At 45.0% G+C, this 24,805-nt stretch carries 11 protein-coding genes; 3 read left to right on the top strand and 8 right to left on the bottom strand.

Translation table 11 applies throughout. The features are described from left to right. Positions 1 to 3: 3 nt before the first annotated feature. The 6 genes from DFP82_RS09435 to DFP82_RS09410 all read right to left on the bottom strand — a co-directional run bounded on the left by DFP82_RS09435 (position 4) and on the right by DFP82_RS09410 (position 18,133). Positions 4 to 2,259: a hypothetical protein gene (locus DFP82_RS09435; RefSeq protein ID WP_110923483.1), complete on the bottom strand. Its 2,256-nt coding sequence runs from the start codon at positions 2,257 to 2,259 to the stop codon at positions 4 to 6. After that, on the bottom strand, positions 2,256 to 9,941 hold the full coding sequence (locus tag DFP82_RS09430) for a HEAT repeat domain-containing protein (RefSeq protein ID WP_110923482.1): 7,686 nt from the start codon (positions 9,939 to 9,941) through the stop codon (positions 2,256 to 2,258). Before DFP82_RS09430 ends, DFP82_RS09435 begins: the two co-directional genes overlap by 4 nt. A 68-nt stretch (positions 9,942 to 10,009) precedes the next feature. Further along, the gene (locus tag DFP82_RS09425; protein ID WP_110923481.1) at positions 10,010 to 13,411 is read right to left on the bottom strand and encodes a BRCT domain-containing protein; all 3,402 of its coding nucleotides are present in this window, start codon (positions 13,409 to 13,411) and stop codon (positions 10,010 to 10,012) included. 630 nt (positions 13,412 to 14,041) lie between these two features. Then, positions 14,042 to 14,785, bottom strand: a complete 744-nt coding sequence (locus DFP82_RS09420) for a proteasome-type protease (RefSeq protein ID WP_110923480.1) — start codon at positions 14,783 to 14,785, stop codon at positions 14,042 to 14,044. Between the two features lie 36 nt (positions 14,786 to 14,821). Further along, the gene (locus DFP82_RS09415) at positions 14,822 to 15,607 is read right to left on the bottom strand and encodes a transglutaminase family protein (protein WP_110923479.1); all 786 of its coding nucleotides are present in this window, start codon (positions 15,605 to 15,607) and stop codon (positions 14,822 to 14,824) included. 168 nt (positions 15,608 to 15,775) lie between these two features. Continuing rightward, positions 15,776 to 18,133: a circularly permuted type 2 ATP-grasp protein gene (locus tag DFP82_RS09410; protein WP_181416287.1), complete on the bottom strand. Its 2,358-nt coding sequence runs from the start codon at positions 18,131 to 18,133 to the stop codon at positions 15,776 to 15,778. 230 nt (positions 18,134 to 18,363) lie between these two features. On the opposite strand from DFP82_RS09410, the gene DFP82_RS09405 reads away from it, so the two are divergent. Then, positions 18,364 to 19,002: a GDSL-type esterase/lipase family protein gene (locus DFP82_RS09405; protein ID WP_110923478.1), complete on the top strand. Its 639-nt coding sequence runs from the start codon at positions 18,364 to 18,366 to the stop codon at positions 19,000 to 19,002. Positions 19,003 to 19,160: 158 nt separating this feature from the next. On the opposite strand, the gene DFP82_RS09400 is transcribed toward DFP82_RS09405, so the two are convergent. Further along, entirely contained in the window at positions 19,161 to 20,255 is a 1,095-nt protein-coding gene (locus DFP82_RS09400) for a DUF2855 family protein (protein ID WP_110923477.1), read from the bottom strand. 38 nt (positions 20,256 to 20,293) lie between these two features. Beyond that, a complete protein-coding gene (locus DFP82_RS09395) occupies positions 20,294 to 21,733 on the bottom strand; it encodes an NAD(P)-binding protein (protein WP_110923476.1) in 1,440 nt (479 codons plus the stop codon). Between the two features lie 117 nt (positions 21,734 to 21,850). Here DFP82_RS09395 and DFP82_RS09390 point away from each other — a divergent pair, with 117 nt between their 5' ends. Further along, positions 21,851 to 22,420 (top strand): TetR/AcrR family transcriptional regulator, encoded by a 570-nt coding sequence (locus DFP82_RS09390; RefSeq protein WP_110923475.1) that lies wholly within the window; start codon positions 21,851 to 21,853, stop codon positions 22,418 to 22,420. A 253-nt stretch (positions 22,421 to 22,673) separates the two neighbouring features. Next, a complete protein-coding gene (locus tag DFP82_RS09385) occupies positions 22,674 to 24,728 on the top strand; it encodes an autotransporter domain-containing protein (protein WP_110923474.1) in 2,055 nt (684 codons plus the stop codon). Positions 24,729 to 24,805 lie beyond the last annotated feature (77 nt).

Below are 24,805 nucleotides of genomic sequence, written 5' to 3'. Positions count from 1 at the left end.
ACATTACATCCCTTGGTTTTCGATAAAGCCTTTGGCTTCAAATCTGGCAATATGTTGTAAAAAAGCGGCTTTGGCTTGAGCTGGTTGATTAAACACCAGTTGCTGGCGTGTATCCTCATTACCTGTAGTTTGTTCAATAGTGATTTTTTTATGGGCAATGGTGATGTAGACATACGCAATAGAGGTTTCTTGCGCTGCTAACGTCTGTGGTTTGTTGTTTGCAGTCTCATGTGAGTGGGTCGCTTGTTGAGTTAAGGCTGTCAAATCAAGCGTCATTTCAGAAGGTAATGCCTTCAACGAGTTGTTGGCTGCTTTTGTTGGCACGCTTTCTTGATTACTCACCGTCCTATTAACGCGTTTACTCAAGACACGAGTGTCATGCCAGCTGTCATTACTGGTGTTATTCGGGTCGTATTGATTGTACCTAAGACGCAGCGCGATAAGATGCGCGCACACACCATGAGTGAGACGATGCTGTAGATACTGCGGGCAGCTACATTCTGCTTTGGTCACCAGTCCTTCGTCGCCCAATTGCAGCTGACTGTGGTAAGTACGTCTATCTTCTTCGACATGGATATCTGCACGGATGGTAATGCCTTTGACAGCAACAGTCTCAACCGAAAAATTCTGTACACCATCGGCACGACTTAATAAATCAAAGGCCTGTTTTTCTGCCTCATTGTGATAAGCAAACTGCGCCATCTCAAGCGGTGCTTGGGTCAATGGTCTGTAATGATACAGCTGCGTCGCCACATCATAGCGAATCAAGCCCTGCTGAGTACCTGACAGTAGCCATTGCTGCACTTGCTGATTAGACACTGATGCAGGATCTAATGACGTATCTGCTGATAGCGACTTTACCAAGTCTTCTAGATTGCTGGGGGTATTTGCCAGCGTGGTCATCAATACAGACAGGCCATTATTGTCATCGCTATTATCATTATTGCGAGCGTTTAAGGTTGCTTTACCACTGCCTGATAACCCTTCACTAGCAGCTAATGTATTATGCAATGGACGCTTGGGCAATAATAAGTCAAAGTTTAATGACTGTGACCAGTTGGCTTGGCTAAAGCCTGTCATGGCAAAGGTGAAGTGAAATCCTTTGCCCGTCACGGTCCAATAGCTTGGCATGCCTTGACCCAATAAAGAGACGGAAACACTATCAGCATGCGGCAACAGTCGTTTTAGTAGGCTGAGACGATGACGACCCCATAAGCGAATCAGTTTGGCCTGTTGGCCTTGATAAGGTGTCTGCTGTTGGCTGACTTGGCTGGTGACAGTGATATCAAATGGCTCAAGTACAATAATCGGTAATTGCTGTGGTCTGAGTTCAATCAGCAGTCCGCGGCGCTTGCCTTTGATATCAGCATGCATGCGCAGCTCAAACAGCACGTTATAGAGCGCAATAGGATCGAGATGGATGGTGTCTTGTGGCAATTGATGTGCAGACTGTACTTGTAGCAGTGCTCTGATCCAGCTTTTGGGCACATTGATGCGTTTTTCTATGATTTGTTTTTTTACGGTGGGTGCGGTGAATGCACTATCAGTACCTGTACTGTTTGCCTCGTCATTATCAGCCTCTGGCATGGTTTCGAGTAACTGTAAGCCGACCGCTTCATGACCAATGTCTAATACCGTCTGTTGATGGTCTCGAATTTGCTGAATACCGTCAAACAAGGCCGTACTATAATCAATACTCGTGGTACCAAGGGTAGGTTTAGCACTTTGCTCAAAAATCTCATTGGTCAATGTCAATTGAGCATAGCAGCCTTCATCACGGCTAAATACCTCAAAGCTGACACCTTGCTCATGCACCTGAATAATCGGGTCCAAAATACAAAAGGCGAGTGGGTCGTTATCGAATAGCCATGTGAAGTAATCACGCTGCGCAGTAAATAGGTTTTTATTGCTGCTGGCACGGCGCATCTGCATAAATACCGTGTACGCTGAGCGGTCTTTTGGCACATAGCGGTAATCGCTACTGACCACATCAAATAAGGCTAGCAAACTGTCACGAAAGACAAGGGGAGATTTGACCTTACCATGGAAGTTAACCTCCGATCGATTCAGCTGAGCAAATAGTGCCACATGCTGAGTGTGTTCGGTCGTTTGCGCCTCCGACAATGAATCTGACGATTCGTTAACTTGACTAATCTGGCTAGGTGCGGCGTAGTCCAACTGCATCATCAGGCCATCAGTGTTTGCCACTACTTCTGACTCTGTTTCTGATTCTTGGTCTAATTGATTGTCTATAGTCATTGACTGTCTCCTTCACCCTGATTGCTTTTTTGACTGCTGTCCTGACTATATGCCAACGGACGCTTTTGCTGTGCTCGTATCATGGCACGTTGCCAGCGGCGTATTACTTTATAAGCAAGCTTCTGAATGTCTGAATTTTCATGTGCCATGAGCGTCGTCAGCCATTGTTCAATATTTGGATCATGTAGCTGTCCAAGCGCTTCGATGGCACGGATACGAACCGTCAGATCCATGTTGTCATTACTCGCACAATGATAGAGTGCATCAGCGTCTTTGGCTCTGATCCACTGTAGCAGCTGTTGATTGATTGGTATCTCGGTAGACGAGCCCTTATGTTTCAGCGCATTCTTTACTACAGTTATTATGGATTTTTGGGTAGATGTACCGCTTTGTTCAATACGACTTAGTAGCGTTGATAGTAAGGTTTGGTTGTCATAAGTGAGCGGCGATTGAACCGTAGTTGATACGCTGCTCAATGTTGGCACTATATTTGATAACACCTTATCGTCAGCGACTGGTCTGGCCAGTAATGCCAACAGCGCTTGCTGCCACCAATCACTAACAGTAGTAGAGAGTAATGGAACGGAAGTGATGGTCAATGGTTGACGAGCATCATTGAGCCAATCAAGCATTGTCGCGATTTGCTTAGTAGCCGCTTTATCGACAGTTCCTTTGGCAGTTGTAATGGACACATGACGCATGATTAGCCAAACCAGTTGTCTGATGGTGCCACCCACTTGCTCAACCATGCTAATCCACTGACTATTGCTGATAGTAGTTGGACTGCGGCTGATGGTGTCGATAAGCGTATGCCATTGCTCGCTTGCAGTGTCAAAACGCTGCTGCAACGTCGCAACCATCTCTTTATCAAGATAGTTGGTCGGATATTGGGTCAGATAGCACAGTCCAATATGCTGTGTCAGTGTGTTGTTACTGGTAATCAACGCGGTAAGCTGTGATGTTGGCATGTCTTGCTTGGCCATAATGGCATTTTGCAGTGCCATCAAGGTGTCAGCTGGCAAGTGCGCGCCATGCTGGGTGATAAATGCTGCCAGCTCATCGATGCTGCTATTATCAATGATACGCTTTAGACTCAAGCGCTCCGTCTCTTTTATAAAGTCATTACTATGGCTTTGAATGGCTGCCCAATCATAAGGGTAAACCTGCGATGCGAGACTGCCCCAAGTTTTCTGTGCCGCAGTGTAAGCCGCCATAAGCACAGCACAGTCTAAGTTGCTCGTCTTTAAGATATCTAACATTAATGCTTGATTGGCATCGCTATCATTCATCTGTAGTAGCCATACCGCTTGCCTTTGTGGACGGAAAAATATGGCTTTATCAAGATGAATGCGTATATAGTGGCGTATTTCTTCCCAAGCAGGCGTTGTGTTGAGCCAGCGCAGTCCATTTAACCAATGGACAATGCCGGGATTGGTGAAATGGATTGCGGGGTCTGACAAGTGCGATTTTAGTAGCTCAAAGATATGCGGACTGTGCTCAAAGTCACCACCTTGTGCAAGGCGACCTAAGGCTTCGCTAGCCACGTCTTGCAGGTAATGCTCATCGTCTTCGGCCAGTTTGATTAACTTATCATAGGCTTTATATAAGGTATGAACCTGTAAGTTTTTATCAGCGTTGTCCGCAGGCGAGTTGGCGTTTTGGTTGTTACTGTTGCCTAGCAACTCGCCAATGGCTAACACACTGCAACTGCGGAATTCAGCATCAGGGTTATAATCTATCGTTGCCATCAAGATATTGACCCCATCAGCATGACCGCATTTAGCGAGTCCTTCAGCCGCAGCAAATTGCACATCGGCGTCTTTATTACGCAGGGCGTTTTGTAATGAGGCAATGCTGCTATGTCGTCTTTTGGCTCGATATGCCAGTGCCTCGACCAATTTAAAGGTATAGTTAGCTGGCATCTGCTCGTAGGCGAGCGCCAAAGCAGTATCAATGCGCGAGGATAAATCGCTGTCGCCCGATTGTACCCATGCCAGTGACGGTAATAGCTGCGCGGCAAGCGCATAATCACTATGATTCATAAGCGTAGTAAACAGTGACAGCAAGACTTGCGAGTCTCTAGGGTGCTGACGTTGTAACCAGCGCGTGTCTTCACGCTCCTCCAAATAATCCTCAATTTTTTGATCGTAACCACTGATTTTTACTAAGGTATCAAATAAATATTTACGCTCTTCTTTATTTTTTTGCGGCGTGTGCTCAAACAGATTTTCTAAACGCTGTAGTAGTGGCGCGACGAGATTCGTGTTACGTAGGTCAGCGATATCCCAATAAATAAACTGCTTAGGTTTGTTGATATGTGGATCATCAAGTAAGGCTAATAATCGTAAGTGCGCTTCATTGGCGACCTGTTCAGCAGTCGCAGTATCAAAGCTACTCTTTAAATGACCCTCTAAAGTGTTCTTATTGATGAATTGGTACGACGTGAGTGCCTCAGTAAGTAATTTCCAGCTACGATATCTCTCATTACTGGACTGAGCGTCTTCAGCAAAATCAAATAAGCTATCAAATAGCGTGCTGTCCGCAAAGAGTACGTCATGAAACTCGATCAGTTGACTCAGTGCTTGATATTTTGCATTCCAATCATCACTCTTCACAGCGTGCAGCAAAAACGTCAGCTTGTCTTGGCGCTGCACTGACGGCGATTGACTGTTTGCAAAGGGCGTGACGATGACTTGTTTCCATTCAGCAACGATCTGAGGCAGTAACGACTGACAATAAGTCTGTAGCCCAAGCAAGCTGGCTTGCAGATGGCCTAGTCGGCCTTTTAGCAGCTGATAGGTCTCTTCTGCTAAGGTGTGATTATTGGTTTTTAATAAATCAATGAGTTGTTGATCAGCGCTACTACTGACAGTAGCTGTATCCGATGGTTTGCTTTGCTGCTGTACGGCATTGTTATTTGAGGTATCTAGCAATAGATCCAAGCCGCGTTTGACCATATCACGGTAGGGTGTGCTCATGGCATAGTCTGCCAGTTTTTTGGCAGGCATGTCCAGCTTATACAAGCATGCCCAAGCCAACTCACGAGTGTCAAAACTACTGTGGTTGAGTAGTGGCAACAACACGCGACTGGTACTATCTCGCCAGTCCTCATCGTTATTAGTGTTGTTATTGGTGTTAAGCTGCGATGATTGAGTAGCAAGCCACATTAGCCCTCGAATGGCTTGGTCTGTGGTGCTGCTATTAGCATAATAATCATCGCCTGCGCGTATGACACCAATCCAAGCGCCAAAGGCAAGAGACTGGTATGGATAATGCACCTCAGAACTGTCTTGTTTGTCAGTAGGAGAATCACCTACTGTTCGCGCATCGCCTACTACCTCAACGATGGCCGTAACGGGGTGAGCACTTAACAATGCCTGCAAACTGCGTTGCCATTTTTGTAATGTCTCAAAAACATTGTCCTCATCGTCATAATAATCATGAGCGAGTAATTCAGATAAGTGGCAGATAACATCGATAGTTTGGGCGCGTACCAATGGCTGCTGATGGCGACTGAGGTTGGCGAGCTGTTGTAAGTTTTCGGTACTGACGGTTGTCAGGATACTTGCTCGGATAGAGGCCGTATTATGCGATTGTCCTTTAACACCACCTTTATCTGCCGCGTTTGGTACAGCATCCATTATCATCGTGATGACTTCAGAGTGAGCGGATAAAATACCACCTAATTGACGTGATAAGTAGTCACTCAAATATTGCCATGTTGACGATAGGGCTTGCTGGTTATTAGGGCGTTGTACGTCATTCGGGTAACGAGCGAGTATATTAGCGTAGACTACTGCCGTGTCATTATCGGCAAAGCTTAGGGCTTCTATCAGCTGGTTAGGTCGACCAGTGCTAGTAGTGTCTGTTTTAGTAGCTTGCAGGCTATCTTGCAAGCCATTCTGTAAGTCATTAAATATCAATAACAGTCTGGCTGCTACTGCATAGGACTCTGACTCAAACAAAGGCTGTAATTGCCGTGCATGTGTAATACCTAAACCGTGCTGCGCTTGTAGCCAATGCGTAGGCGTCATCGGTGCAACAAGCGTACTAAGATTGTCTGTTTCGTCTCTTATGTTATGAGTAAGGAAGTACTGCCCGCGAGCATCACCCAAAATAGCCAAACACAAACTGGCTGATTGACTGATAATGTCGCGCTCATCTTTTTGCCATTTCACCAGTAGATCAATGTCCTCAAAAGAAGCTATCTGCGTAATCTTTGGTGCAAGAGGTTTAAAATCAGCATCAGGGTGGTGTAGATATTTAGCATACCAACCTAGCGCATCATGCTTTGATGGGTATGCCAGTTTAGACAAGCCAGACAGTGCTTGGCTAACATGACTGTGCCACTGAGTATAGCTATCACTTTTCTTACCTTGAGAAGGCATAGGCAGTTCTAAATAGTGTTTAAAGACTTGGTACGCTTGCTCATCACTCCGCTGTGCCTGTTCTTCGTCAGCATATAAGCGAGACTGACTGGCCAGTAGTTGAGCGACTGTCAGCTGGATGTCAGGGTAAGGGCTGCTTAGAGCTGCGATAGTCAATGCTTCATGATGATTTGATTGATCATCGGTGCTACTATCATCTAGGCTACTGTGATCTGCTAAAATAGTAGGCTGTAAGTCTGTCAGCGCCAAAGCGACCGTCAAGGCTTGCTTGCGCAGCTCAATACTGTCATCAGCGAACATAGCTACTAGAGCTGGCATCAGTTGTGTCAGCTGAGTCGTATTCGCTCTGGCTTGCACTGTCGTAAAGGCCAGTTGCTTGGTATCAGCATAAGGGCTGGCAAGCGCGCTCAACATGACGTCAGCAAACCCTAAATGCTTGTTTTGCTTAAGTGCGATGTCAAAGGCTTGCTGACGGATAGCGGCAAACGTATCTGCAAAGAACAGGGTCAGGACAGCTTGATTGGTCTTTTGGTGATTCGTTTCTTCAGTGTTATCGGCTTTATTCGTTTTATGTTTCGAGTTCATCGCTAGCAGCAGTCGTTGCCATTCTTCTATCGCCACTTGATGCACATCTTCAAAGAGGCTTTGCTGCAATAGCTTGATAATGTCAACGATAGCACTGTCAGAAATGTTTTTAGAAATAGTGTCAGATGACTGCTTAAATTGGCGGTTTAATAGAACTTTAACCACTTCTAATCGAATACTGGTAAAAGGGTTGTTCAATGCCTGTAGCAATATGTCTGTCATCTCTGACGACATCTGAGTGCTTTTATCACTGCTATCACCACTATTTGAGCTATCTGGTGCAACATGCTTTAAAAACAGTGCTAAAGACTGCTCGTGAATGTCTTGATGTTTAGAAGCAAAACCCGTCGCTGCCCAAGACAATGCATTGTCTGCCAATTTGCCATAGGCTTGCATAGCCACTTGGCGCACGCCAGCGTCCTTATCATCTAGTAATGTCGGTAGGACTGCTTTGGCGTCTTCTATATTTAAATGACCAAGCGCGGTGGCCACACCAGCACGGATGATGGCGCTGTCATCATGGCTCATTAGACTAATCAGGGTGCCAAACGCTCGTTTGTCTTGTAGACAAGCCAGCGCATAAGCCGCTCGAAAGCTGATATCTTCGTGACTATTGCTTAAGCTTTGTAATAAAGGCTCTAACGTGTCATTGCTTAGCTTTATGGATTCAGTAGCAGGCTTCTTGGATTTTGCCGTTTTAGCCTTATTTTTAGACTTAGATGTTTGGGTGTTATCTGCTTGCGAGATAAAATCTTGCGTGGATAAAGTTAAACGGATCGCCTCATCGGATTCTGATTCTTTAACACTCTTATCATTTGCCGCTGTGCTACTAGCGTTATCTAGTAGCGTGCCACGTAGTAAGCGAAAGTCATCAAAATCAGACAGGGTACGCAATGTTTGTGTGTCACCTTGCTGTTTCAACGCCTCTATCAACTTAGGCTGAGACAGCAATGAGACGTAAAACGCCGTTTGCCTAATCTCTGTATTACGATGATTCTGTAGCAGCATCAATTGACGCGAGACTTCAAGATGGTTTAGCATGCCGCGCTGATACAGACGAATTAACCCTGATTGGACAATGTCTGACTGATTACAGTCTAATGCCATCAAATCTGCTTGAGGACTGTTCTCTGGCAACAGTGTCTCAAGGGAGGCCAGTGCTTGCTTGCGAATATTCGCAAAACTGTGTGACAACGCATCTCTTAAAATAGGTAAAATTCTGCGTTGGCTGGTGGCATCCTTCATCGCGACCTTTAGGTAACCTTGTAACGCAGAAGCTACCACTTCTTCGTAGTAACGGTTTTTAAAGGCTTCTTCTAAATAATGCAGCGGGCGCTTCGCCGTACTTGCGCGGTCGGCCAAGGCATGAAAAGCAGCAAGACGTACTTTTGCACTGTGCGCCGAGCTTAGTTGCTGCTCTAAAACGTGTGCAGTTTTATCAAGATTAGTAGTAGCAACCCACTGTACCAATTGCAATGCTTGGTTGACCGTAAGTGTGTCGCTATCAGCAAGTAATTTTTTGACCAGCTCTAATGTTTGGTTATCTGCTTGCGCCTGTAGCAGCACCAAGCCTTCTTTAAACGACACATCATTATTGTTTGACGTATCTGTCAGTAATTGGCCGATTCTCTGATAGCCGTCTTTGATAATATAAGTGACTGGCAATAGCTTGCTATTTTTTGCCGTACTATTTTGTGACGTACTTTGAGTATGGTCAATAGGTATGAAACGTAGGCTCTGATCGGCACTGACTACGATGAGCGCTGGTTGTTCAGCGTAAGAAGATAAGGCGATCTGTCGAGCCTTGGTTAGATCCTCTTTACAGCTGTTTGGCTGACCTTTATCAAATGCCCATGATTTGACGCTCTTGTCATCGGCGGCAGTGAACAACCGAGTGTCTGAGACACAAAGCGCCGTGATCATTTCGCTGTGTTGGCTAGACTTGGCTCTATCAACAGGATGCAGATCGCCTTGGATATGAGTACGGTATAAGCACTTATCTGCGCCTGCTGAGAAGAAATACTGCCCAACTGGCTCAAAACAAAGCGCGTTTACTTTACCTTGGTGGAGCTGTTTGCGACTACTTAGATTGAGCTGGGCTTTCTCTGAGGTCCATTGATAGCTACTAACAGCTCCTGTTTTATCTGCTACGACTAACCACGAGCCATCATTTGAGGTTGCTAGCGCTGTTAATGCAGACTCCTTACTTGATGCTGCTATAGAAGACGAATAAGACTCAATGATGACAGTACTGCTGGCTTGACTGTCCTGATAAGGCCATATCACAATGTGTTTTGGATATAAGATAGCCAACGCATCTTGTAGTGGTGCCATTGATACAGCACGGCCTATAGCACTGTTGTTATCTTCAGGTGCATCAAGCAAGGATGTAGCACTAGTCTTCTTAACTTTCTTTGCTTGCCAATCCGTTTGGTAAAGATGACCATCATCACCAATCATAACAATAGTGCTGTCATCTATTTTGGTGATGGCTTGCATCGCACAAGGCAGTGCAGTTGTCGATAAACTAAATTGCTCACCTTGTTGATCAAGGATGTATAAGACCGTATTAGATGCTTGCTGCTGGCGAGTAATAAAAAGACTGCGCCCATCTTGCTTGGTTGTCTTTTGAGTTGCCGCTTGGGTGCTGTTGGCCTTACTGACTAAGCCAATAATTTGACCCCAATAGGGGAGTGTTATTGTTTTCATGGTGTTATCTCAGTTGAGGTGACGTCATATTTTTTAAAGTATCTATTTATCTATGTCGGCCAAAGCCGTTAAGCCGATGCCACTGGCTTCAGGTTTTTAGATAGCTCAGGATAGCGATGCAATAATCGTGTGACGGCAACCAAACACGCATGGCGCTCCATCTTGCCTGCCGAGTGCGTAAAGGTGAACAGTGTGGGCATAATGAGCGCCGCAAAGGTGCTGTCAGCCAACGCCACATCACGAAAGGTCTCAATCAATGCCAGTTTGGCACGACTCGCAGATATAGGTTTTAGCGTGATGTTGCTATCTGTCTCTGATGACTGTGGTGATGCTGAGTTTTTATCTGAGTAGCGTTCTTGCTTATGCTTATTACTGTCACTAGTACTTGGCTCTTGTGAACCGCCTAGACGTCCAGGTGGTAGCTCAAAGAGGCCACGGCGTAGCAGCATTAGTAGCTGATCGACCTCTGCAGGCAAGTTTGCCAAACGTCTATCTGACTGCTCTGTTATGACTGGTTGTACGCGGCTGTCATTATCTTTGACAGCAGCATCTTTATCGGTAGTGTTTGGCTGCCAGTTTGGAGACACGTGACGCGCCTTATAGTGTTTCCATAGCATGGTCACAGCGGCATAACGTACTTCTCGGTCTGTGCTTTGGGTCAATCGATATAAAGACTGCACATCTTGGAAATTGGCATGACGCTGCAGCAAGGTGATGCCGATTTGGCGAGCGACTCGCGCTTTGCTTTCAATCAAAGCATTCAGCATGCCAGCGTTCAGTTGTGATGACTGGATGTGATAACGTCGATTGACAACGGATGGCTTATCCAATAGCGCACGCTTTAGCAGTTGAGTGATATCCGTATAGGGAGATTCTGCCATCATCAGCCATAGGGCTGGCGTTGGTTGCCACGTCGCCATCTCATACTCACTCAGTAATAAGCCAAATTCTCGCAGCTGGCTGTTACGGTGTTGCAGTAAAGGAATGACACGCTCCGCATCAAAGAATGAAGAAGGGATAATCGCATCGGGATCGACTGGTCTGTCTGTCAGTGCCATACAGATCTGCTCATGATGATGACTGAGGTAGCTGACCGCAAGCTCACTGATAGGTGCAGTAGCGTCATCTGTTGCCATATACCACAGTGCGTTGGCACCTGCAAAAGTATCGTCTTCAGATATATCTCTCGATTGACCACTCAGCATCTGTAAAAAAGCGGTTTCGGAAATAATCTTTAGCGGCGCACCATCGGCGATTAAGCTTTCGGCTTTAACTTGCTTGCTACCTTTACGGCCATTACCGTATAACGGTGAACCGTCATCACCGATGACCAAGTAATCTAACTTGCCGTTGACAGCACCACTGATGGCACCATTAGCCGCTTTCACAACTTTTTCGGCCTCGCCACGAGTCATGCTTTGCATCTTACCTGTGAATAAATAGCGTTGGCCGGTTAAATCTACTTCAGTAGCAGCATCGCTATTTGAGTCTTTATTATCAGTGCTATTACTGGAAGCGTTGTCAGTGGAGTCGCCTGCATTGCTGTCGAGATATGCGACAAAGTCAGCAGGCAAGAATCCTTTGTTAATGCGTTCAATCGCAAATTCACGATAGAGTGCTTGTTCGCTATGCGCAAGATTCATAAGCCAGTCGAAACCTAAATCTATTGGTGCAAAACGACGCACATCAGATAGCCAGCCCCGCACGTTTTCTGCTAAGTACTCATCAAAGGCCAAGTGCTTTTGCCAGTTTTTAATAGGAGTGTCAGCAGATTTTAATTGTTCAATATATTCACTTACCTGCCAATCAGGATCATAGGCAAGTGCATGCCAATAGCTCATATCAAGCGTTGCTGCTGACAGTACATCTTCATCAAACCAATCTGTAATAGTGGATTGCGACTGTGGATTTAATAACAGTGTTTGCCATACTGCCGCGTTTACTTGACTCAAATCCAAACGTCTGAGCTGGTCCAATGCAAAGTCCATGCAGTCGCTATCATTACAGTAACTGCCATTATGAGCAGAGAAGTCCTGCTGCTCTGGTATATCTAACTGCTGGGCAACGCGTATAAAATATTCAGTCCCTAGCTCTTTGGCACTATAAAGCTCAGGCAGTTTTTTTATGGCAAATTTTACGCTGTGTGTTCTGCCACTAGTCAGTCGTTCAAAAAACCACTCAGGGGTCAAGTTACGTCGCGTAAAGTGTTTGCTAAGTTGTTTGCTCGCGGTTTGATAGTGATGCTCTGTGTCTAACAGCTGACCCCAACCGTTGACACCGATATCAGCAACAGGATCACGACTTAAGATATTGTTGATGGCAAATGCTCTAACAGGCTCATAATCTGACATGGCCAGTAACATCAGCTCAGTGAGTGATAAGTCCTGAGCGTAGCTTTTGGCATAGCCAATCGCATATTGATAGGCGGCAGGATAGTGTGAATGGAGTAGCTGCAGTACGACTTGATGCAAGCCCAATACTTGAAACTTAGACTTTTCAAAATGCGGTGAGTTTTCTAATAGCCAAACAATCATCTCATCACGTGCTTTGCTGTGTGCTTGTCCGGCAGATAAATATTGTAGCGTCTCACCACTCACATCACGTAATTGGGTCTTAAAGTCGTGCTTTAGGCTATCGGTTGCGAACTGTCTGATAGCCTCGTTTTTGGCGATGGCTAGCAACTCAATAAGTGGTTCAGGGTCTCGTTGCCATGCCTCAGCAAACGCGCGACCTTTTGCCTCAAAGAGCTTGCGAGGTGAGCGACTAATGAATCGATTGACGCCATAATCAAGGCTGTTGTGGAAGCAGATGTGATTGAGCACCCAGCTGCTCGTTTGTTCAGGGCTGCCAGCTGTCATGGTTTCGTCATAGCTGGCGAGTACAGAGACAGCAGCATCAATATAGCCAATTGGCATTTGCTGACCCAACTGCCGCAGATAACGCCATGCTCTGAGGCTCATATAGGTTTTGGTAGCTAGGCTGACCGTAGAATCAGCGGTTTGATTGAAGCGTTGTAAATCAATCTTGGCGGCAATTTGTCCAAATATCTCATAATCTTGAGAAAATTCAGCTTGCTTATAAATGCGCTTCAATCCTTTCCACACACCATAGCTGACTGGCAAAGCTGTAATGGCTTGTTTTAAAATGGTTCTAGAATACGCGCTGCCATCTTCCCAAAGTGCGGTCAATATTAAATGGATTTTGTAACGATCAGGAAGAGGGTAAACGCCTTCGTCTGCCTCAAGCTTGGCAATCATTGCCACACGCTCTGCAAACTGTACTTCGGGGTTTTGCTCCCGAAACTGATGACTTAAAATTTTGTCCAAAAATCGCTCAAATGTCAGTTCGTGCTCGGGGATGGGCGACTCAGGAACATCATCAACTTGTGTTGCTAATAAACATAACTTATCAACCAAGCTAGGGTCTTGAGCGTGCCAAGCTTGCTGGATTTGTGCGAAGGACAGACTCATAGAAATTTGCCTTAATTTTTATTTTGTCAGCTTACAATGAATGTTTCGGTAAAATTTTGATTACTATGTAACCGCGTTTTACAAAAAACATCAAGGACTTTTGTCACAAAATAAATAGGTGGCGACAACAGATGTCGCAAGCAAAGAAAGTGGTCAATTATGTATTGACAGTACTAACTGTTATGAGGCACACTTAACGTGTTGTGAGATTTAGCGTTTCACCGTTTACGGTGAGGGGCGACGTTGCGTCGTCCACGAGTCAAGCCATTACATTTTACCCAAGGAAGACTGTTTCAGTCCTGCTAATACCTAGATAAAGGCCCTAGTGTCATTAGCTCGCTGGCGCAATCACGCAATCGTGATTGAGCTAATGCACTAGGGCCTTTATCTAGGTGCAGTCCAGTGAGTCTTCCATGTACCAGGTCATGAGGTAGATTACACAACAATTGAGTGCGACATCATTATGATGGCATTCAAGGCCTTTAAAGCAAGACCGGAGTAGGGCTGTTTATTCAGCGTTACTCCGGTTTTTTATTGCCTGATTATTAGTTGATAATAAAAAAGCCTTTTGCATTAGACAAAGGGCTTTTTATTGCAAAAGATATATAAATGGCGTGTTCTTATACTGAGCTATTTATTCCAATAATTATCAGGATACTCAGGCAGCTCAACCAATATATTGCGTAGCGCCTTTGACCACTGCCGACGAATGGTATTGAAATACTCATCATTCTCATCAATACGACGACCTTCAGGTGTCTCTAAACTGTCACTTTTATAAATGACAAAATCTATCGGCATGCCTACTGATAGGTTGGAGTGAATGGTGGAATCAAATGACAGCATTAATGCACGCGCAGCATGCTGAATATCGGTGTCGTATGTGACTGACCGATCCAGAATTGGCTTGCCATATTTACTTTCACCCAGTTGAAAAAAAGGCGTGTCTTTGGTGGCCCTAATACAATTGCCCTCGGGATAAATCATATATAACTCGGGCGGCTGACCTTTTATTTGTCCACCCAACATAAATGAGCTGGTAAATTGACTACCGTTATCATCGTTAGCCACCGTTTTGGCATGGTTCATGACGTTACGCATGCATTCGCCCACCATTTGCGCGGCATCAAACAGTGTGAGTACAGTATTGAGATTGCTTTCATAGCGTTGGTCAATATCATGCTGCAACTTGGTAAATACCGCTTGTGATGTGGCCAGACTACCAGCAGTTTGTAGCACCATCACGCGTTCACCCTCAATACCATACTGATACAGCTTTCTAAAGGTTGAGATATGATCGACACCTGCATTGGTGCGAGTATCACTAGCGAAAACCATACCATCTTTTAGGCGAATGGCAGCACAATAAGTCATAAAACATCCTTGGTAGTGAACATAAAAGGTATCAGGCTATGATAGTCGCGTGACCAATACTTGACTGTAAAGATTCTCATAGCCGCCGCCCATACGTACACCGCGTACAGGGGCAGTATCTAAGTAGTCTCTACCAATAGCGACGTAGACGTGAGAGCTTGGTTGAAACAGCTGATTTGATATATCAAAAGTATACCAGTAGCCATCTAACCACACTTCTGCCCACGCATGACTTGCCATGTGGTTTTCGGTATCGTCATACAGATAGCCTGATACATAGCGGGCTGGAATATGCTGATCACGTAAGCAGCCTAAAAACACATGAGTGTGATCTTGGCACACGCCAGCGCTCGTCGCAAAAGACTCAGCAGCTGTCGTACCTACATGGGTCACGTCCTTTACGAATGGCATTTTCATGATGAGGGCATTGGCCATCGCCTTTAGGCTGTCATGGGTGGGTTTCTTTAGATAAGGCGCTGCAAACTCACGCATCTCTTGTGAACATTTGGTCAAAGGCGTTTGTACGGTAAACAGCAGATAGGGGACATGAGCCATATCCTCTAGACGTTGGGTCTCTGTATCAATCTCCACGATACCTGACGCTTGCATTTGCAAATTGTTATGCGCCTCATTACGGCTTAGCGTGAGCCAGTCATTACCAAAGCCATCCTTTTGATTGGTCGCCACTTTAGGGAGCATTACCTCCCATTCATGAATAATTTGATGCGGCATCTGCATGGGAGTCATGCGTATATACTGGACACTGCGCTGTGCAAGCTCGCCGTAGTAGTAATTGGTTTGATGGCTGATTTGAAGTTTCATGATAGCTTCCTATGTTTCTGTTTATTTCATATGTATAGTCAATCCCATATAAATCGAATACAGTGTCAGGCTCGCTTAGTTTGCTATTGTTCGTGCCTTTACGCGCCTTCCTTGCTTTCAAACCCTATCGAATTGACTGTATCATTAGCGCTTGTCGTTATTTTTCGGCTAGACACCTTGACGCAAGATGATATTAAACTCTTTGCTAATCAGCTCAAAATCACTAAATTTCTTCGATCTAATCATCTGATTGGCCAGACGTGTCAGCTCACGCCAGCGCGTGTTCTCTGGTAGCTCATTGATCCAGTACTTAAATTCAAGACTGACCTCTATTGAGTCCTCTTCCAGTAGCACAGCCCGCTCAAGCTGCTCAAAATGACGCCCTAATTGCCAGAAACAAGTCACTGTCGGATGCTCTTGTTTCATAGCGGCATTACATGCATGTAGCTGTAAGGTCGCAGCACGATAAGTACCAGCGCTTGAAAGCCGCTTAATCAAATTATATAACTCAGCAGTATCTTTACCAATGACGCCTTTGGCCTCCTGTACATTGTCATCTATCGATTGAACGATGTTGGGTATGATATTTCGTTCCAAATCAGACAGCATCTGCGCTTTCATGGTCTTAAACGATTCATCCGCATCCGCGTCAAAACCTAAATGGCCGATTAAGTGCTTCAGCTGTGATTTTTTGAGATCGTCTTTGACCAGTTTTTTCATGACATCATCATAGTAATACAGGCGCTCACTGTATCGACCTAGCCATATTAGATAACTGGCAGTGGAGAGTAGCAGGATCATGGGTGCGTCATCTAGCATCTCATAGCCCGCTTCTAGAGGCTGTACACGATCATAGTAGTTGGCGTGATCTGAGGTATTGGTCTCTGATGATAAAGGCGAGCATTTGCCAGCTTGACCATTGCAGTTTGGTTTTTTGGTCGAAGACTGCAAGTGACTGTCATCAACGACCCACGTGTCCTTGATACCGCCCCCTTGAGATGAATTGACGACTAAGGAGCCCTCAACCATGGCCACACGAGTCAAACCACCTGGCACAATATCTACCGAACCATCGCCGTGACTTAGGATAAAGGGACGCAAATCAATGTGGCGCGGTGCGATGCCATCGCTGACAGCAGTAGGATTGGTAGATAGTGAGATAGTCGGCTGGGCAATGAAACCAGCTGGATTTTCAAGTAGACGCAGGCGATACTCTTCAATCTCCTTTTTGGTGGAGGTTGGACCAATGAGCATGCCGTAGCCACCTGAACCTTGGGTTTCTTTTACGACCAGCTTATCCAAATTATCAAGCACGTATTTGAGCTCATCAGGCTTACGGCATTGATAGGTTTCTATATTGGGTAAAATAGGCTCTTCATTTAAATAGAATTTAATCATATCTGGTACAAAGGGATATAAGCTCTTGTCATCAGCCACACCTGTGCCTGGCGCATTCACTATAACGACATTACCAGCACGATAGGCGCTCATTAGCCCTGAGACACCCAATATCGAGTCAGATTGAAAGGCTAGCGGATCGATATAAGGGTCGTCAATGCGTCGGTAGATAACATCGACTTGCACCTTACCTCGAATACCTTGCATGTAGACCTTACTATCCTCAACCACCAAATCATAACCATGTACTAAGGGTACATTCATCTCGTGTGCTAAAAAAGCATGTTCATAATAGGCACTATTGAAGCGACCAGGCGTCAAGATGACGATTTGTGGATCGTATTTGGACGTTGAGCTGGCAAGACAGGCTTTGAGACGATTGGGGTAATCGCTGATGCCCATAATAGGAGTGTCAGAAAACATATCAGACAAGAGTGTCTCTGATATTTTACGGCTCTCAAGCATGTATGAGACGCCAGACGGGGTACGCAAATTATCCTCTAATACACAGAACTTACCAGACTCATCACGGATCAGATCGATACCACTGATGTGTGAGTAGATGGGTTTGTCCAGTTCAATACCCATCATCCAAGGCTCATAGCAGCCGCTGGCATAGACATAGCTAGCAGGCACGATGTCGGCCTTCATTATGGCTTGGTCATGATAGATATCGTGTAAGAATGCATTGAGAGCGGTGATGCGCTGCTTACAACCAGCTTCTATCTGTCGCCACTCACTGGCAGCGATAATGCGGGGGATAATGTCAAACGGTATCATTCGCTCGATGTTTTTGGCATCGCTATAGACGGTAAAGGTGACGCCTTTACGATAAAAGATATTTTCGGCTTGTTCGTTGAGGTAGTTGAGGGCATCCATGTTGATGTTATCAAGCCAATTGCCAACGGCCTTTGCTACTGGGCGATACTGCCCTTTGCTTATCTGTAGCTCGTCGAAGCTTTGTGTTTTTTTCTCAGATTTTTCTAAAGTGTCTTTTACTGTTTTTGAAGTAGGATTTTTGGTATTGGAGTCGGATGTTTTTATGGATTGACTCTGGGTTTGATTTTCAGAGCTTTCTTTGTTTTGGGTGTTATCGGTAGACTGACTTTGAGATGCTGTTTTATTCATAAAAACCTCACGTATTCTTGGTAAAGTTATACTTTATGATGAATACACTGTCTATGCTAAGCCGCGTAGCAATGGTATTGCGCTGAACAGGTAATCTATCTCCTTTATTAACTATACAACGTATACTGATTGATATACAACAAAAGTTAAATAATAGATTTTAAGCAAGTTTGACCTATTTATTCAAACAAATTTAGCTCAATTATTGACAATATAGGAGTGGAACAGGTATGAGTCTAGGTGGTAGATTTTTAGCGCTGGCAAGCATAGGACTTGCTGCAACTATTGGCATGACAGGCTGTGGTAATGAGCCAACACAAACGGTCTTGCCTGCAGGCAGTACAGTGGTCGCACTTGGTGACTCTTTGACCTATGGATATGGGGCAAATACTGAAACCGCGTATCCCATGGTACTGGCAGAGCTAAGCAAATGGAGGATTATCAATGCGGGTGTCAATGGTGACACTTCTGCAGATGTGCTGACTCGAGTGAATGAGATCACTGAGCAAAGTCCTGATTTGGTATTACTGGGTGTGGGCGGCAATGATGTATTGCAGCGCATTGCACCTGATACGACGCGGGCTAATATCATCGCGACTATCGATACTTTGCAATCTAAAAATATTGATGTTGTTCTAATCGCTGAGCCGCATCTCAGTACCAGCGCCTTGTTTGGAAAAGCCAGTGATAACCCACTGTATGAAGATATTGCGGAAGCTGAAGACATACCGCTATACTCTGATGGCTGGTCGACTATTCTGTCAGATGACGCATTAAAATCTGATAGAATTCATGCCAATGCGGCGGGCTACAGACAGTTCGCCGAAGGATTACATGGTTATTTAAAAGAGGAAGGTTGGGTACATTAAGCCGCGAATATTAACCTTGAAACTGTAAGTAGGGCGTATATGTTTGGCATCTAGAATACAATACGGAAAAAGCAGAGTGCCTAGTTAATAGACGCTCTGCTTTTTTATTAATGACGAATAAACAAACTTTATAGTCAGGCCTTTATAGCCCTGTCATTTTATTCATTGTCACCCATGACGACTACCAAACCTTCATCAGCGGCTATTTTACCTTCGCAGATATCTTTATAAACCTCTAGCAAGCCATGAACCCCGTCAAGCTCTTGAATTTTTAGCCATGCATTGGTTTTCGCGGTGCTGTGCATGACGTAACGCATCGAGCGTTTATTGAATGCTTCAGTACCCCATTCTTTCATGCATTGCTGTACATGACTGGGTGCAAAAAACTGCTGGCTACGTTCTTGAATGATACCGTCTACATGGCGCGGTTCGTCCCAATGCGTGATACCGACATTGCTGGTGTAGCGCATGTTATCGCCTAAGTGTCTATGTAGACGGCTAAGCACATCGGTATTGGCTGACATATCTACAATGACCGTCGGTTTGGTCGCATCAATCTGCTCAAGCGTGTCATAGCTCAGCACACTGTCATAAGCATCGATGGAATTAACAAAATCTATATGACGGTTTGAGGTGAGGCCGATAACGTGCGGTGCGTCTTTATCATCAGTGAGGCCATAGGCTAGGCCAATACTGGTTTTACTAGAGGCACTGATAATCACCACTTGTTCTGCGCCAAACCAGTCATTGCGCTTCAGCAAATCATGCAAGCAGAATGAGGTCAAATGTAATACAAACAATAGCATGCGCTGATTGTCATGGGCGCGGTCATAGTTTGGTTCGTGGTTAACGCGCTGATACATATTGTAGCCAGGCGGCAGCTCGGCACGATGGGCACTACCATCGAGCAAGCTAGTTTGTGTGACTCGCTTAGGGGTAATAACCAATTCGCTGGCTGGCGGGAAGTAACCAAATAAGCGTTCACCGACGGGCAGCGCATCACTATTGGACTCAACAACATCGGCAAAGCCCCAGACTGGAATAATGCCCCATTTTTCGGGTTCATCACCATTTGGCGGAAAAAACTGCCAATAGCGTAATTGGTCACCCATGACTGCATAAGTAATGTTGTTGGCGGTAAAGGCAAAGCGATCAACTTTGACGCGTACTTCGCCATCACCGAGAGTGTGTATAGGCGTCTCTTGTAGGCGAGCTTGGGTTAGGTTTGTCTTGTTGGTCTGAAATTCTTGCATAGTCGCTTCCTTGATAGTTATTATTAAATAGTTACTTTTTAGGTATTAGCGGTGGTGGCTTGACGTGCTGCCGTAATTTGCATGACTTCACCCATCAGTTTGGGCATATTAGCAGCGGCTTTTGGTCCTGCTGCTTTTAGACGCTTAAGGATTGATAGCTCTTCAGGTGTTGTGTCTTCGCTGGCTTGTACCAGTTTAGTAAAACCATCTAAGCGATTGCCCATCATCCATTCACGTAGCTCAGGCTCTTTTGACCAGCGCATTTGGTTTTGCATTTGTGCCACCACACCAACCAACCAATCTGTATCATGGTTTGGTATAGGCACCACGCGGCATAACTCATTTTTTATCGTCTCGTCATCATAGTTGGCCTCGATATGAGCGGTAAACGCAGCACTAAATATAGGCTGATAGGTGCGCACCGTTTGAATGACCACCGTATTGCCTTTGAACACGTCATACGTCTCGGTCACTGGAACCGCGCGTGCAGAACAGTCGATATGCATGGTATTGGTGGTAGTAGCAACACTGTCATCACCAAAATAGATTCTATCAGTATCTAGACGGGTTACACGGCCTTTACGCACAATGTTTTTAACACGGCGTAACTGTGTCAGCTCATCACTACTAATGGTAGCACCATGGAACATTTGAGGGCGTACATTTGGATCAATACGCATTAGCACGCCACCTTTTTCTAAACGATTAAAAAGGTCTTCGATGTTTTCAGCTTCAGCAATCGCTTCTGCCTGAGTAGCCTGCGCCCCTATAGTGTTCACAAAAAAATCACGAGAAGGCTGGGTGTTCTGACGATCGATCAGCCAAGCGTCTCTTGGCATAATCCACGTGATATGGTCTGGGTCAATTTGGTTCTCAAGTAGCCATAAAACTGCATCAATACCTGTTTTCCCACCACCGATAATGACGTAACCATCACGGGGTTTGGTTAGACTCGGCAAGTCATTTAACGGGCCAAATTTCACGCCTTCAGCAATCTCGAAGTTTGGGGTATGGGTTGCTGGTACTGAAGTTTTGAAATAAGTGCCATCAATGATTTTTTTGTTGACCTTGACCTCATAGCTGGTATCAGACAGTAACGATGAAAACTTACCGTCGCCTTTGTATTCACACATCGGGAAGTATTTCACGCGGCCACTTGGTAAAAACGTATGCTTCATGACTTTATCAAAGTACGCAATGACTTCTGCGCCTGACGCCAGCTCGGACAAGCCTTTGTTTAAACCAATCTTATCAATCATACCGCCGCAAAGCTCACGTGAGCTCACACCATAAAAAGACGAAGGTTGATGCAGTGTGACAAACGAATAGGCATCGTTCCAATGACCACCTGGCTTATGATGTTTATCGACGATAATAATATTGGCATCTGTCTCTGTAAGTAGTACGTCGGCAAAAGCCATGCCCACCGCGCCACTGCCAATAATTAAGTAATCTGTTTCTAGGTGTTGAGTATTCATAGCATCCTTACTCTTAAGTTGAATTTATCCATATAAATCTTATATAACTGTTTGTGCATAACAGTGTTATATACTAAAATAACACTGTTATAATTGTCAAGACCTAGTGAGAATCTAATGGATGCCAGAACCAAAATATTAAATGCTGCATCAGAGCTTTTCTTAGAAGGAGGCGGGGATGCCTTAAGCGTGCGTGGTATCTCTAAACGCGCAGGCCTGTCTACAATCGGTATATACAGTCATTTTCAAGGCAAGCAGGGCATACTAGATGCGCTGTACATAGAAGGGTTTAACCTAGTCCGTGAAGCCATGAATGTCATTCCGGACGGTAGGGCAAATAAAGAACAAGTACTAGAGGCGTGCCTAGGGTATCTCAATGTCGGTGAGAAATATGAGGCGCATTATAGACTGATTTTTGGGGAGTCTGATGCAGGATATCAGCCCTCAATCGAAGCCATTGCAGCAAGAGACAGTGCGTTTTCGAAACTGGTGCGGGTGGCGGGTTCATATCTACCAGATGGTGCTACTATTGAGGAGCGCAGACAAATAGCGCTAGATATTTGGGCTATCGTACATGGGTACGTGAGTATCAGTCATCACATGGTGTTTACTGATGATATAAATTTGGACTGGAAATCAATGGCGCTACGAGTGGTAGAAGTACAGTTAGATGCCATTGATATATGACATATGACATAACTAAAGCTAAGCATCAGTAAAGCATTCCGAAATGAACCGACAAATCAGCAGTATGGAGGTGAAAATCAATATCAAACAGCGATCCGTAAGTATTGATTATAGCTATGTAGATAGCTTTTTGATGGGCCACCATTTTGCTTAAAAAGTTAATTAAAAAACATATGTCTTTTATCTTGTAAACTGTATTGCTTTAGGTTATTTTTTACTATTGATTGCAGTTCTTTAACCAAGGAGAAGCAGTTTGGATACTAACTTATCACCGCTTAAGATTTCAGTGGTTGCGGCGCTGACACTGCTTACAGGCTCGCAAGTATTTGCAGAGGCCAAGTATGGTGATTATGGTACAGAAACGGCGCTGACGCTTGCCCGTGACTATGCTGGTCGTTATACAGGTTCCGATAAAGAAGTCCAAGCTGTTGATTATATGCAGCAGCGTATGACAATCGATGGCAGTAATAACCAAGTCAATCGTCAAACTTTTGATTTCATAGCGCCTCGTGGTTTATTCAAAGGTCAAACGTTAACGAGTAATAACGTTGTCGTAACCCAAAAAGGCAGTGCTGACACCAACAGAACGTTGTTTGTTGGTGCACATTACGATTCTGCCGTCGCCTATCCAAACTATGCAAATTTAGAGGCACTGGATGATAATGCTTCTGGGTCTGGCGTCTTAACTGAGTTGACCAGAAACCTGACAGGCATTGAGACAGAGTATGATATCCAGTTTGTGGCATTTGGTGCAGAGGAGGGCGGTCTCAATGGTTCAAAGGCGTTTGTTGATCAGCTAACGGACGCAGAAAAATCAACAGCGTTGGGCATGATTAACCTAGACAGTCTGATTACAGGCGATAAAATGTACGCCAATGCAGGGCGAAATGCTTATGACAATGATGGCAACGAAGTGGCTGCCAATGTAAGTTTGCGTGAAAACGCACTACGTATTGCAAAAGAGCTTGGTATTACACTAGAAGTCAATCCAGCCATTATTGCACCAGGTGAGACAGCGCCATACGAGCCTTATGGCGTTGGATGCTGTAGCGATCAGGAGTCTTTTGATAGTGTCATGCAGGTCGTCGGATTTGAGGCTACTAACTGGGGCCTTGGGCCTGATTATGATGGTTACACACAAACTGAAAACCCAGATATTCCAGGCGGCTATACGTGGCATAACCCTGCATTAGATAACGAAGAAGTGCTTACTGCGGCCTTTGGTGAAGAACGCATAGCGCAAAGAATGCGTGACTACTCTCGTATCATCAGTAGATTGATTGTTGAACAAACCAATGCTGATATCATCGCCTCAACCAAGAGCGCTATTAATCTGCAAAATACGATAGGTGCTGCGTCAAAAATCAATGCTACCGACTCGCACTCAGCGGTGCTTGAGCGCGCCAATGCTTTAGCATTACATACTCTCGATGATGCGGAGCCTTTGGATTCTGAGTCGCGTACTCAGGTTTGGGTAGATGGCTCCCAAAGCTACGTGGATGCTAATGAGGTGCAAGAGGGCACTCGCGCCAATATTGGTCTGTATGGCGAATATACTGTACAGCCGAGCTGGCGTGTTGGCGCAGGTGTGCAAGCGGCCAATCAAAACAATAACACCGTAGAAAATGGTATTAAAAAAGATACGAGTTATGGTGTTCAGGCCTACTCGTTACTGGGCGGAAAAGACACGGCTTGGTGGAACACCACATCTCTGAGCTTATCTAAACATAACTTAGACGTTAATAGAACGGTAAAACTGGATGGTAATGACGGCATCAACATTATCAACAATAGCGAACGCGGTGATGCGGATGCCGATGTGTTCAGCGCATACAGTGAGCTTGGCTACAATTTTCTTATCAAGAAAAATGTCGCGCATGGTGCATTTTTGGGTCTGAATTATAGTGATACAGATATAGATGGTTATACCAGTGGTAATGCTAATTCTCGCACTGCACTAAAGGTTGATAGCACGTCTAGCGAGGCATGGGATTCAGAGCTTGGTTACCAGTTGCAGTATGGTTTTGATTTGATGGGCACGCCGGCCAAACTTCAAGGCAAAATCGCTTACGTGCATGTTTTCGAAGATGGTTTAACAGACAGTTTATCGACAACGTCTTTAGCTGATGGACAAACGAGAAACGTTAGTATTACCCAAACAGATGAAGAAGACGACTATGGGCGTTTTGAGCTGAGTGTGAGTAACAAGGTTCATAAAAACGTTTATGCTTACCTGAATGGCGATACCACCTTTGCACGTGACGATAGAGACAGCTCAGTACAGCTGGGATTGCAATATCAATTTTAAATCTTAATGTGTGAATGTCAGTATGCGCTGCTCAATAATTCATTTATGAGCAGCGTTTTTTGCTTATACATGTCAAT

It is taken from the genome of Psychrobacter fozii (assembly GCF_003217155.1).
Taxonomy (GTDB): domain Bacteria; phylum Pseudomonadota; class Gammaproteobacteria; order Pseudomonadales; family Moraxellaceae; genus Psychrobacter; species Psychrobacter fozii.
The sequence above is the reverse complement of the archived record's forward strand: the minus strand, read 5'-3'. Positions and strand labels throughout refer to the sequence as shown.

What these genes read in the sequence shown, in the direction of transcription:
- DFP82_RS09390 (WP_110923475.1), top strand. Translation starts at nt 21,851, where the DNA reads ATGGATGCCAGAACCAAAATATTAAATGCTGCATCAGAGCTTTTCTTA.
- DFP82_RS09420 (WP_110923480.1), bottom strand. Translation starts at nt 14,785, where the DNA reads ATGACTTATTGTGCTGCCATTCGCCTAAAAGATGGTATGGTTTTCGCT.
- DFP82_RS09400 (WP_110923477.1), bottom strand. Translation starts at nt 20,255, where the DNA reads ATGCAAGAATTTCAGACCAACAAGACAAACCTAACCCAAGCTCGCCTA.
- DFP82_RS09395 (WP_110923476.1), bottom strand. Translation starts at nt 21,733, where the DNA reads ATGAATACTCAACACCTAGAAACAGATTACTTAATTATTGGCAGTGGC.
- DFP82_RS09415 (WP_110923479.1), bottom strand. Translation starts at nt 15,607, where the DNA reads ATGAAACTTCAAATCAGCCATCAAACCAATTACTACTACGGCGAGCTT.
- DFP82_RS09410 (WP_181416287.1), bottom strand. Translation starts at nt 18,133, where the DNA reads ATGAATAAAACAGCATCTCAAAGTCAGTCTACCGATAACACCCAAAAC.
- DFP82_RS09435 (WP_110923483.1), bottom strand. Translation starts at nt 2,259, where the DNA reads ATGACTATAGACAATCAATTAGACCAAGAATCAGAAACAGAGTCAGAA.
- DFP82_RS09425 (WP_110923481.1), bottom strand. Translation starts at nt 13,411, where the DNA reads ATGAGTCTGTCCTTCGCACAAATCCAGCAAGCTTGGCACGCTCAAGAC.
- DFP82_RS09405 (WP_110923478.1), top strand. Translation starts at nt 18,364, where the DNA reads ATGAGTCTAGGTGGTAGATTTTTAGCGCTGGCAAGCATAGGACTTGCT.
- DFP82_RS09430 (WP_110923482.1), bottom strand. Translation starts at nt 9,941, where the DNA reads ATGAAAACAATAACACTCCCCTATTGGGGTCAAATTATTGGCTTAGTC.